Source organism: Pseudomonas sp. AIG (assembly GCF_977020205.1).
In genome coordinates, this window is record NZ_CDROCK010000012.1 from 122,864 (window position 1) to 134,388 (window position 11,525).

The following is an 11,525-nucleotide window of genomic DNA, read 5'->3' on the forward strand; positions in this document are numbered from 1 at the left end:
ATTGAAAAAAAGCACTTTTCAGACGGGAATAAAAACGCCCGGCGCGGCCGGGCGTCTCAAACGGATCAAGCGGTCGATCAGATGCGTTTGGCTTGCGCTACAGCGTTGCCGATGTAGTTGGCCGGAGTCAGTTGCTTGAGCTCGGCTTTCGCTTCGGCAGGCATGTCCAGGCCATCGATGAAAGTCTGCAACGCTTCCGGGCTGATGCCCTTGCCACGCGTCAGTTCTTTCAGCTTCTCGTACGGGTTTTCGATGTTGTAGCGGCGCATCACGGTCTGGATCGGCTCAGCCAGCACTTCCCAGCAAGCGTCGAGGTCAGCGGCAATCTTCTGCTCGTTGAGCTCCAGTTTGCTGATGCCTTTGAGGCTGGCTTCGTAGGCGATCACGCTGTGGGCGAAGCCGACACCGAGGTTACGCAGTACGGTGGAGTCGGTCAGGTCGCGCTGCCAGCGGGAGATCGGCAGCTTGCTCGCCAGGTGCTGGAACAGTGCGTTGGCGATACCCAGGTTGCCTTCGGAGTTTTCGAAGTCGATCGGGTTGACCTTGTGCGGCATGGTCGACGAGCCGATTTCGCCAGCGATGGTGCGCTGCTTGAAGTAACCCAGGGAAATGTAGCCCCAGATGTCACGGTCGAAGTCGATCAGGATGGTGTTGAAACGCGCGATCGCGTCGAACAGTTCGGCGATGTAGTCGTGCGGTTCGATCTGCGTGGTGTACGGGTTGAAGCCCAGGCCCAGCTCGTCTTCGATGAAGGCGCGGGCATTGGCTTCCCAGTCGATCTGCGGGTAGGCCGACAGGTGCGCGTTGTAGTTGCCGACAGCGCCGTTGATCTTGCCCAGCAGCGGTACGGCAGCGACTTGAGCGATCTGACGCTCGAGACGGTAAACCACGTTCGCCAGCTCTTTACCCAGAGTGGTCGGCGAGGCCGGCTGACCGTGGGTGCGCGACAGCATTGGCACGTCAGCGAAACGGATGGCCAGTTCGCGGATGGCGTTGGCAGTCTGGCGCATCAGCGGCAGCATCACGTCGTCACGGCCTTCGCGCAGCATCAGGGCGTGGGACAGGTTGTTGATGTCTTCGCTGGTGCAGGCAAAGTGGATGAACTCGCTGACCTTGGCCAGTTCCGGCAGCTTGGCCGCCTGCTCTTTGAGCAGGTATTCGATCGCTTTGACGTCGTGGTTGGTGGTGCGCTCGATCTCTTTGACGCGCTCGGCGTGCTCCAGCGAGAAGTTTTCAGCCAGTTCATTGAGAACGGCGTTGGCCTCGGCGGAGAAGGCTGGCACCTCAGGGATACCCGCGTGGGCGGCCAGGCGCTGGAGCCAGCGCACTTCAACCAGAACGCGGGCACGGATCAGGCCGTACTCGCTGAAAATCGGGCGCAGGGCCTGGGTTTTGCCGGCGTAGCGGCCGTCAACAGGGGAAACCGCAGTGAGCGAAGAAAGCTGCATGGGGTGTTCTCGGACAGTCGGGCAACGAAATGGGGCGCGTATCATACATGAAAAAATCCGCCGGTCCGTTGCCAACTGACCGGCGTATTACGCGTTACAGACTACAAAGCTTTTATTGCGCGGCGTTTTACTCGCTGCGCATCAACGGATACAGCTCTTTGAGCAGCTTGCGCCGGCTGATCACCAACTGCCAGCGATGGCCGCCGAGCTGCCGCCACAGACGCGCCGAACGAATGCCGGCGAGGAGCAGGGCGCGGATCTTCGAGGCATTGCTCGGTTGCTGCAGGTTGCGCATGTCGCCATGCACCTGAATGCGTTGGCGCAAGGTGCTCAGGGTGTCCTGGTACAACGCGCCGCAAGCCGCGACCACGTTTTCGTGGGCCGGACCGAAATGCTCGACCTGCGACTGGATCTGCGGCAAACGCTTGCCGATGATGTCGAGCATGTCGTTGCGCTTGGCCAGTTGACGCTCCAGACCCAGCATCGACAGCGCATAACGCAACGGCTCGCGCTGCAACGTGCTTGGATCGCGCTCGAGGGCGCCGATCAGTGCGCGGTAGCCTTCGCGCAGATTAAGGTCATCGCCGCCGTACACGTCCAGCGTGTCTTTCGGGTCGCGCACCAACAGGCTGCCGAGCATGCAGGTCAGGCCGGCTTCGCTGGTCTGCCCGGTCTTGGCGATCCGGTCAACCAGCACGGCGGCGAGAAACACACCGCCGAGCGCCGTCAGTTGCTCCTGAGTCGGGCTCATGCCTGGCCGCTCCACGGTTCGGCGACTTCGATCACGCCGCCACCGAGGCAGATTTCACCGTCGTAAAACACCACCGATTGGCCCGGCGTCACCGCGCGTTGCGGCTCGTCGAACACGGCGCGGTAGCCGCTGGCGGTTTTTTCCAGGGTGCAGGCTTGATCGCTCTGGCGATAGCGAACCTTGGCGGTCAGGCGCAGCGGTTGGCTCAGGTCGATCGGGTTGACCCAATAGATTTCCGAAGCGAGCAGGGCGCTGGAGAACAGCCACGGATGGTTGTTGCCCTGGCCGACGATCAGTTCGTTGGTGTCCAGATCCTTGCGCAGCACGTACCACGGCTCATCACCGGCGTCCTTCAAGCCGCCAATACCGAGGCCCTGACGCTGACCGATGGTGTGGTACATCAAGCCGTGGTGACGGCCGATGACTTCACCTTCGGTGGTCTTGATCTCGCCCGGTTGCGCCGGCAGGTATTGCTTGAGGAAGTCGCTGAAACGCCGCTCGCCAATGAAGCAGATCCCGGTGGAATCCTTCTTTTTGGCGGTGGCCAGCTCGTATTTCTCGGCAATGGCGCGGACTTGCGGTTTTTCCAGTTCGCCGACCGGGAACAGGGTCTTGGCGATCTGTTCGCCGCCGACGGCGTGCAGGAAGTAGCTCTGATCCTTGTTCGGATCGAGGCCTTTGAGCAGTTCGGTGCGGCCATCGATGTCGCGGCGGCGCACGTAGTGACCGGTGGCGATCAGGTCGGCGCCGAGCATCATGGCGTAGTCGAGGAACGCCTTGAACTTGATCTCGCGGTTACACAGGATGTCCGGGTTCGGCGTGCGACCGGCCTTGTATTCGGCGAGGAAGTGCTCGAACACGTTGTCCCAGTACTCGGCGGCGAAGTTGGCGGTGTGCAGCTTGATGCCGATCTTGTCACAGACAGCCTGGGCATCCGCCAGATCGTCCATGGCGGTGCAGTATTCCGTTCCGTCGTCTTCTTCCCAGTTCTTCATGAACAGGCCTTCCACTTCAAAGCCCTGCTCGATCAGCAGGAGAGCGGAAACGGAAGAGTCCACGCCGCCGGACATGCCGACAATGACGCGCTTCTTGGATGTGTCAGAAGGGGCTGGATCACGCATAGGGATTCAATGAGTGTCTTGAAAAAGGACGCGATTCTAGCAGGCTCGCGGCCTCAAGGCTAAAGAGAAGGACGGATCAGTTCGAGGCTGTAGTGATGACCGGCCAGATAATCGTCGATGCAACGGATGATCAGTTCGCTGCGCCAGTTGTCGCGTTGGGCGACTAATTCGTCGCGGGTCAGCCACTTGGCGCCGACGATGCCGTCGTCGAGCTGGTAATCCGGATGGTGTTTGACGGCTTTGGCGCTGAAGCACACGCGCTGGTAGGTCACGCCGTTGCTTGGCGCGGTGTACAGGTAAATGCCGATGACGCCGGTGGGTTCGACGTCCCAGCCGGTTTCTTCGAGGGTTTCGCGCACGGCGGCTTCGATCAGGGATTCGTCCGGGTCGAGGTGGCCGGCGGGCTGATTCAGCACGTTGCGCCCGGCCTTGTGTTCTTCAACCATCAGGAAGCGGCCGTTGTCCTCGACGATGGTGGCGACGGTGATGTGGGGGAGCCATTCCATAAAACCTTCCTCAAGTCTGGGATTGAAATGCAATCCCTGTAGGAGTGAGCCTGCTCGCGATAGCGCAATGTCAGTCACCATCATTGTTGAATGGTATACCGCTATCGTCGGAACGCCGCCCGGAGCAGGCTCACTCCTACAGGGGATTTGTGTTGTATTCAGAAACACAAACCCCGGCACGGGGCCGGGGTTTGTGATGTTCCCACTACAACCTTAAACCAGCGCAGCAATCGCCGCGTTGAGGGTTGCGCTTGGGCGCATGGCCTTGCTGATCAGCTCGGCATTGGCGTGGTAGTAACCGCCGATGTCGACTGGCTTGCCCTGAACGGCGTTGAGCTCGGCAACGATGGTTGCTTCGTTCTCGGTCAGGGTTTTTGCCAGCGTCGCGAACTGCGCTTGCAGTGCAGCGTCTTCAGTCTGGGCGGCCAGAGCCTGAGCCCAGTACATCGCCAGGTAGAAGTGGCTGCCGCGGTTGTCGATGTTGCCGACTTTGCGCGACGGCGACTTGTTGTTGTCGAGGAACTGGCCAGTGGCCTGGTCCAGAGTTTTCGACAGCACCAGCGCTTTCGGGTTGTTGTAGTTCACACCCAAGTGCTCAAGGGACGCTGCCAGTGCGAGGAACTCGCCCAGCGAATCCCAGCGCAGGAAGTTCTCTTCAACCAGTTGCTGCACGTGCTTCGGCGCCGAACCGCCGGCGCCGGTTTCGAACAGGCCACCGCCGTTCATCAGCGGCACGATCGACAGCATCTTGGCGCTGGTGCCCAGTTCCATGATCGGGAACAGGTCGGTCAGGTAGTCGCGCAGTACGTTGCCGGTCACCGAAATGGTGTCCTTGCCTTCGCGGGTGCGCTGCAGGGTGTACTTCATCGCGTCGACCGGCGCCATGATCTGGATGTCCAGACCGGTGGTGTCGTGATCCTTCAGGTACGCCTGAACTTTTTCGATCACTACGCCGTCGTGAGCGCGCATTGGGTCCAGCCAGAAAATCGCTGGGGTGCTGCTGGCGCGAGCACGGTTGACGGCCAGTTTGACCCAATCCTGGATCGGCGCGTCTTTGGTCTGGCACATGCGGAAGATGTCGCCGGCTTCAACAGCCTGTTCCATCAGCAGGGTGCCTTTGCTGTCGGTGACGCGAACGACGCCGTCAGCCTTGATCTGGAAGGTCTTGTCGTGCGAGCCGTACTCTTCGGCTTTCTTCGCCATCAGGCCAACGTTTGGCACGCTGCCCATGGTGGTCGGGTCGAAAGCGCCATTGGCTTTGCAGTCTTCGATCACGGCCTGGTAGATGGTTGCGTAGCAACGATCCGGGATCACGGCCTTGGTGTCGTGCAGCTGACCGTCGGTGCCCCACATCTTGCCGGAGTCACGGATCATTGCTGGCATCGAGGCGTCGACGATCACGTCGCTCGGCACGTGCAGGTTGGTGATGCCTTTGTCGGAGTTGACCATCGCCAGCGATGGGCGAGCAGCGTAGACCGCTGCCATGTCAGCTTCGATCTGAGCTTGCTGCTCAGCCGGCAGGGCCTTGATGCGCGCGTACAGATCGCCGATGCCGTTGTTCAGGTTGAAGCCGATCTCAGCCAGCACGTCAGCGTGCTTGGTCAGCGCGTCTTTATAGAACTCGGCAACGATCTGGCCGAACATGATCGGGTCGGAGACCTTCATCATGGTCGCTTTCAGGTGCACCGAGAGCAGCACGCCTTGAGCCTTGGCGCTGTCGATTTCAGCAGCGATGAACGCGCGCAGGGCGTTTTTGCTCATCACGGCGCAGTCGAGGATCTCGCCGGCCTGAACGGTGGTTTTTTCTTTCAGAACGGTAGCGGTACCGTCATTGGCGATCAGCTCGATCTTCACGGCGTCAGCGGCGTCGATCAGGGCAGCTTTTTCGCTGCCGTAGAAATCGCCGGTGCTCATGTGAGCGACGTGGGACTTGGAGTCTTTGGCCCAGGCGCCCATTTTGTGCGGGTGCTTGCGCGCATAGTTCTTCACCGACAGCGGAGCGCGACGGTCGGAGTTGCCTTCACGCAGAACCGGGTTCACGGCACTGCCCTTGACCTTGTCGTAACGCGCCTTGGCGTCTTTGTCGGCGTCGCTGGTCACGGTTTCCGGGTAGTCCGGCAGGTTGTAACCCTGAGCTTGCAGCTCTTTGATCGCGGCTTGCAGCTGTGGCACCGAAGCGCTGATGTTCGGCAGCTTGATGATGTTGGCTTCAGGCGTAACGGCCAGGTCGCCCAGTTCGGCGAGGTGGTCGGCTACGGCTTTGTCGCCCAGTTGCTCGGGGAAGCTGGCCAGAATACGTGCTGCAAGAGAGATATCGCGGGTTTCCACGGCGATATCGGCCGAAGCGGTGTAGGCCTCGATGATCGGCAGCAGGGAATAGGTGGCGAGGGCTGGAGCTTCGTCGGTGAAGGTATAGATGATCTTCGAGCGGGTGGGCATATTCGGATTAACTCTCTCTTCTTTGCTAAAGCGTGCGCAGAAACTCGAGGGGCGCCGGGTAAGCGCGTTCGTTCAAAGTCATCCATGAACCGAATGTCGAGATTCTTCGCGGTGATGTTGGGTGCATCAGTAGAGCGTCAAGCAGTCAGGCTGCGGTAACAACCCGACCAATCAGGCGGAAAGTCTCGTTCTAGAGAGGCCAGCCGTCGTGACCCTGTGGTCAGCGGCGGGCATTATACATAGGTAGCTGGCAATCTGCCGATGGTTCATATGCAACGATTCTCGTCCATTGGTCTAAAGGTCGCAGGGCAGGGGGGGGCGTAGAGTCGTTGCGAATGCTTGAGTTTGGCGCTTTTCCCTTTGCTTTCAGGCTTGTACGAAACGAGATGTAGCCGCGCCACGAACAGAGGGTTTGCGTGTTGATTTAACTGGGTTACGCTCGAACCAAGCCAGATGTTCAATCCAAACAATGGAGTTCAGCATGGGTTACAAGAAGATTCAGGTTCCAGCCGTCGGCGACAAAATCACCGTCAATGCAGACCATTCTCTCAATGTTCCTGATAACCCGATCATCCCCTTCATCGAAGGTGACGGCATTGGTGTCGACATCAGCCCGGTGATGATCAAGGTTGTCGATGCTGCAGTTCAAAAGGCATACGGCGGTAAGCGCAAGATTTCCTGGATGGAAGTCTATGCCGGGGAAAAAGCCACTCAGGTTTACGATCAGGACACCTGGCTGCCTCAGGAAACCCTCGATGCAGTCAAGGATTACGTGGTTTCCATCAAAGGCCCGCTGACCACTCCAGTCGGTGGCGGCATCCGCTCGCTGAACGTGGCCCTGCGTCAGCAACTCGACCTCTACGTCTGCCTGCGCCCGGTGCGCTGGTTCGAAGGCGTGCCAAGCCCGGTGAAAAAGCCTGGCGACGTCGACATGACCATCTTCCGCGAGAACTCCGAAGACATCTATGCCGGCATCGAGTGGAAGGCCGGTTCGCCGGAAGCCACCAAAGTCATCAAATTCCTTAAAGAAGAAATGGGCGTCACCAAGATCCGTTTCGACGAAAACTGCGGCATCGGCGTCAAGCCGGTTTCCCTGGAAGGCACCAAGCGTCTAGCGCGCAAGGCCCTGCAATATGTGGTCGATAACGACCGCGATTCGCTGACCATCGTGCACAAAGGCAACATCATGAAGTTCACCGAAGGTGCCTTCAAAGAGTGGGCCTATGAAGTGGCCGCCGAAGAATTCGGCGCGACCCTGCTCGACGGCGGCCCGTGGATGCAGTTCAAAAACCCGAAAACCGGCAAGAATGTTGTGGTCAAAGACGCCATCGCCGACGCCATGCTCCAGCAGATCCTGCTGCGCCCGGCCGAATACGATGTGATCGCGACCCTGAACCTCAACGGCGACTACCTCTCCGACGCTCTGGCGGCGGAAGTGGGCGGTATCGGCATCGCGCCGGGCGCCAACCTGTCCGACACCGTGGCGATGTTCGAAGCGACCCACGGTACTGCGCCGAAGTACGCCGGCAAGGATCAGGTCAACCCGGGTTCGCTGATTCTCTCGGCCGAGATGATGCTGCGGCACATGGGCTGGACGGAAGCGGCGGATCTGATTATCAAGGGCACCAACGGCGCTATTTCGGCCAAGACTGTGACCTATGACTTCGAACGTCTGATGGACGGGGCCAAACTGGTGTCGTCTTCGGGCTTCGGTGATGCGCTGATCTCGCACATGTAAAAACGCGGGCACATAAAAACCGCCTGACTCGATGAATTGAGTCAGGCGGTTTTTTATTGCCGGTATTCAGAGGTAAATCAGTCAGCTCATCGCTTTGGCAGTCGCGGCAGCGGCAGCAGCAGCGGCGCCGACAGCAGCGCCTTCAGCGGCACTGGATGGTTTCTCGATGACAGCATTGATGCCGACCGCATGCAGTCCTTTGGGGCCTTGAACAATATTGAAAACCACGGCTTGTCCTGCCTTGAGGGTTTTATATCCCTCCATTTCAATGGCGGAGTAATGGGCAAAGAAGTCGATTTCTTTGCCGTCCTCGTCGCGGCCTTCGCGGGCGTCGGTATTGATAAAGCCGAATCCCTTGGCATTGTTGAACCATTTCACCTTGCCGACAGCCATGCTCAAATCCCTCTGCAACAGACTCCATCGCTGGAGTATCATCCAATTCATCCGCAATCTAATTCGTTAAAAGAATTGACTCCGCGGATCTTTTTTACCCACTGTGGGTTCTATTGGTTGTAACACCGTTTTCCCGATAGTCAAGGTGACCGGGCAGTCGGAGTTGAAAACGTGGACAGCCGCCCCCACCACTGTATTTGCACAACTGACGAACCTTTCTTTCCATGCATGCAATCAGCCAGATTCGACTAACATTCAATCAGGATCGCCCGCTTCTCCAAAAGGATCTTCCAGAGGAGCACGACGACGATTCGGCAGGCGTTGCTGTTCAGGAAGCAAAGCCTGCGTTACAGGCGCCGCCGATGTACAAGGTGGTTTTGTTTAATGATGACTACACACCGATGGATTTCGTCGTCGAAGTGCTCGAGGTGTTTTTTAACCTGAATCGCGAGCTGGCGACCAAGGTCATGCTGGCCGTTCACACAGAAGGACGGGCAGTATGTGGAGTGTTTACCCGCGACATCGCCGAGACAAAGGCCATGCAGGTCAACCAGTACGCCAGGGAAAGCCAGCATCCGCTACTCTGTGAAATCGAGAAGGACGGTTAATCGCCGACCACTTGGGTATGAGGTGAAGCTATGTTAAACCGCGAGCTCGAAGTCACCCTCAATCTAGCCTTCAAGGAGGCTCGTTCGAAACGTCATGAATTCATGACCGTCGAACACCTTTTGCTGGCCCTATTGGACAATGAGGCTGCCGCCACCGTTTTGCGTGCCTGCGGCGCAAACCTCGACAAACTCAAGCACGACCTGCAGGAGTTCATCGACTCCACCACGCCATTGATCCCCGTTCATGACGAAGATCGCGAAACCCAGCCAACCCTGGGCTTCCAGCGTGTACTGCAACGTGCTGTTTTCCACGTACAGAGCTCGGGCAAACGCGAAGTAACCGGCGCCAACGTGCTGGTTGCCATCTTCAGTGAGCAAGAGAGTCAGGCAGTGTTCCTGCTGAAACAGCAGAGCGTTGCGCGCATCGATGTCGTCAACTACATCGCACACGGCATTTCCAAAGTGCCGGGGCATGGCGATCACTCTGAAGGTGAACAAGATATGCAGGACGACGAGGGCGGTGAGTCTTCTTCTTCAGGCAATCCTCTGGATGCTTATGCCAGCAATCTCAACGAACTCGCGCGCCAAGGTCGTATCGATCCACTGGTCGGCCGCGAATCGGAAGTCGAGCGTGTCGCGCAGATTCTCGCGCGTCGGCGCAAAAACAATCCGCTGCTGGTCGGTGAAGCAGGCGTGGGTAAAACCGCGATTGCCGAAGGTCTGGCCAAGCGCATTGTCGACAACCAGGTGCCGGATCTGCTGGCGGGTAGCGTCGTTTATTCGCTTGATCTCGGTGCTCTGCTCGCGGGCACCAAGTATCGCGGTGATTTCGAGAAGCGTTTCAAAGCGCTGCTCAATGAACTGAAGAAACGTCCGCAAGCCATTCTGTTTATCGACGAGATCCACACCATTATTGGTGCGGGCGCTGCGTCGGGCGGCGTCATGGACGCTTCGAATCTGCTCAAGCCGCTGCTGTCGTCTGGCGACATTCGCTGCATCGGTTCGACCACGTTCCAGGAATTCCGCGGCATCTTCGAGAAAGACCGTGCCTTGGCGCGTCGTTTCCAGAAGGTTGATGTCGTCGAACCGTCGGTCGAAGACACCATCGGCATCCTGCGCGGCCTGAAAGGGCGTTTCGAGCAGCACCACAACATCGAATACAGCGACGAAGCACTGCGTGCCGCTGCTGAACTGGCGTCGCGCTACATCAATGATCGGCACATGCCGGACAAAGCCATTGATGTCATCGACGAGGCGGGCGCCTATCAGCGCCTGCAACCGGTCGAGAAGCGCGCCAAGCGCATCGAAGTGCCGCACGTCGAAGACATCGTGGCGAAAATCGCACGGATTCCGCCGAAGCACGTCACCAGCTCCGACAAGGAACTGCTGCGTAACCTGGAGCGTGACCTGAAGCTGACGGTGTTTGGTCAGGACGCGGCGATCGATTCGTTGTCGACCGCGATCAAGCTGTCGCGTGCCGGGCTTAAATCGCCTGACAAGCCAGTCGGTTCGTTCCTGTTTGCAGGCCCGACCGGTGTTGGTAAAACCGAAGCTGCGCGGCAGTTGGCCAAGGCGCTGGGCATTGAGCTGGTGCGCTTCGACATGTCCGAGTACATGGAGCGTCACACCGTATCGCGTCTGATCGGTGCGCCTCCGGGCTATGTCGGTTTCGACCAGGGCGGTCTGTTGACCGAAGCGATCACCAAGCAGCCGCACTGCGTATTGCTGCTCGATGAAATCGAGAAGGCCCATCCGGAAGTCTTCAACCTGCTGTTGCAGGTGATGGACCACGGTACGCTGACCGACAACAACGGACGCAAGGCGGATTTCCGCAACGTGATCGTGATCATGACCACCAACGCCGGTGCCGAAACGGCGGCGCGTGCTTCGATCGGTTTCACCCATCAGGACCACTCGTCTGATGCGATGGAAGTGATCAAGAAGAGCTTCACGCCGGAGTTCCGTAACCGTCTGGACACCATTATCCAGTTTGGTCGCCTCAGTCATGAGGTTATCAAAAGTGTGGTGGACAAGTTCCTTACCGAGCTCCAGGCGCAGCTGGAAGACAAGCGTGTGTTGCTTGAGGTCACTGATGCCGCGCGTAGTTGGCTGGCGGCGGGTGGTTATGACTCGGCGATGGGTGCACGTCCGATGGCGCGTCTGATTCAGGACAAGATCAAGCGTCCGTTGGCGGAGGAGATTCTGTTTGGCGAGCTGGCCGAGCATGGCGGTGTGGTGCACATCGACATCAAGGATGGTGAGTTGACGTTTGACTTCGAGACCACTGCAGAAATGGCCTGACGGCTTGATGTTGATTGGGAAGGCGCCTTCGGGCGCCTTTTTGTTGTCTGGTGTTTTTGTGTGTATATCCGTTGCTGCGGGTGTTGCTGATTAGGGTTCCGCCCTTACGGCGGGTCACTTTTTCCAGACGCCGAAAAAGTAACCAAAAAGGCTTGCTCCTACGTGCGGCCCGCTCGCTGGGGCTCGGGGTTCCTTCGCTCCGGGATCGATCCGGGCGCAG

The 11,525-nt window shown here is 58.6% G+C and carries 9 protein-coding genes; 3 read left to right on the forward strand and 6 right to left on the reverse strand.

The window, feature by feature from the left end; genetic code table 11:
- Window positions 1-77: 77 nt before the first annotated feature.
- The 5 genes from purB to ACWR1S_RS10300 all read right to left on the reverse strand — a co-directional run bounded on the left by purB (window position 78) and on the right by ACWR1S_RS10300 (window position 6,265).
- Window positions 78-1,448, reverse strand: coding sequence for an adenylosuccinate lyase (gene purB, locus ACWR1S_RS10280; protein WP_003223822.1), 1,371 nt, complete (start codon window positions 1,446-1,448; stop codon window positions 78-80).
- 127 nt (window positions 1,449-1,575) lie between these two features.
- A complete protein-coding gene (gene hflD, locus ACWR1S_RS10285) occupies window positions 1,576-2,199 on the reverse strand; it encodes a high frequency lysogenization protein HflD (RefSeq protein WP_454563393.1) in 624 nt (207 codons plus the stop codon).
- A complete protein-coding gene (gene mnmA, locus ACWR1S_RS10290) occupies window positions 2,196-3,320 on the reverse strand; it encodes a tRNA 2-thiouridine(34) synthase MnmA (RefSeq protein ID WP_454563394.1) in 1,125 nt (374 codons plus the stop codon). Before mnmA ends, hflD begins: the two co-directional genes overlap by 4 nt.
- 59 nt (window positions 3,321-3,379) lie before the next feature.
- Complete coding sequence (locus ACWR1S_RS10295; protein ID WP_454563395.1) at window positions 3,380-3,826, reverse strand: NUDIX hydrolase; 447 nt, start codon at window positions 3,824-3,826, stop codon at window positions 3,380-3,382.
- Window positions 3,827-4,039: 213 nt separating this feature from the next.
- A complete protein-coding gene (locus tag ACWR1S_RS10300; RefSeq protein WP_454563396.1) occupies window positions 4,040-6,265 on the reverse strand; it encodes an NADP-dependent isocitrate dehydrogenase in 2,226 nt (741 codons plus the stop codon).
- Window positions 6,266-6,746: 481 nt separating this feature from the next.
- On the opposite strand from ACWR1S_RS10300, the gene icd reads away from it, so the two are divergent.
- Complete coding sequence (gene icd / locus ACWR1S_RS10305) at window positions 6,747-8,003, forward strand: NADP-dependent isocitrate dehydrogenase (RefSeq protein ID WP_007920207.1); 1,257 nt, start codon at window positions 6,747-6,749, stop codon at window positions 8,001-8,003.
- 81 nt (window positions 8,004-8,084) lie between these two features.
- On the opposite strand, the gene ACWR1S_RS10310 is transcribed toward icd, so the two are convergent.
- Entirely contained in the window at window positions 8,085-8,396 is a 312-nt protein-coding gene (locus tag ACWR1S_RS10310) for a cold shock domain-containing protein (protein WP_397481377.1), read from the reverse strand.
- A 224-nt stretch (window positions 8,397-8,620) separates the two neighbouring features.
- Between ACWR1S_RS10310 and clpS the strand changes: the two genes are divergently transcribed.
- A complete protein-coding gene (gene clpS / locus ACWR1S_RS10315) occupies window positions 8,621-9,004 on the forward strand; it encodes an ATP-dependent Clp protease adapter ClpS (RefSeq protein WP_016987405.1) in 384 nt (127 codons plus the stop codon).
- A gap of 30 nt (window positions 9,005-9,034) precedes the next feature.
- The gene (gene clpA, locus ACWR1S_RS10320) at window positions 9,035-11,305 is read left to right on the forward strand and encodes an ATP-dependent Clp protease ATP-binding subunit ClpA (RefSeq protein WP_007920210.1); all 2,271 of its coding nucleotides are present in this window, start codon (window positions 9,035-9,037) and stop codon (window positions 11,303-11,305) included.
- Window positions 11,306-11,525: the final 220 nt, after the last annotated feature.

Excerpts from the sequence above, each read along its gene's own strand:
- purB (WP_003223822.1), bottom strand. The coding sequence starts at position 1,448 with ATGCAGCTTTCTTCGCTCACTGCGGTTTCCCCTGTTGACGGCCGCTAC.
- hflD (WP_454563393.1), bottom strand. The coding sequence starts at position 2,199 with ATGAGCCCGACTCAGGAGCAACTGACGGCGCTCGGCGGTGTGTTTCTC.
- mnmA (WP_454563394.1), bottom strand. The coding sequence starts at position 3,320 with ATGCGTGATCCAGCCCCTTCTGACACATCCAAGAAGCGCGTCATTGTC.
- ACWR1S_RS10295 (WP_454563395.1), bottom strand. The coding sequence starts at position 3,826 with ATGGAATGGCTCCCCCACATCACCGTCGCCACCATCGTCGAGGACAAC.
- ACWR1S_RS10300 (WP_454563396.1), bottom strand. The coding sequence starts at position 6,265 with ATGCCCACCCGCTCGAAGATCATCTATACCTTCACCGACGAAGCTCCA.
- icd (WP_007920207.1), top strand. The coding sequence starts at position 6,747 with ATGGGTTACAAGAAGATTCAGGTTCCAGCCGTCGGCGACAAAATCACC.
- ACWR1S_RS10310 (WP_397481377.1), bottom strand. The coding sequence starts at position 8,396 with ATGGCTGTCGGCAAGGTGAAATGGTTCAACAATGCCAAGGGATTCGGC.
- clpS (WP_016987405.1), top strand. The coding sequence starts at position 8,621 with ATGCATGCAATCAGCCAGATTCGACTAACATTCAATCAGGATCGCCCG.
- clpA (WP_007920210.1), top strand. The coding sequence starts at position 9,035 with ATGTTAAACCGCGAGCTCGAAGTCACCCTCAATCTAGCCTTCAAGGAG.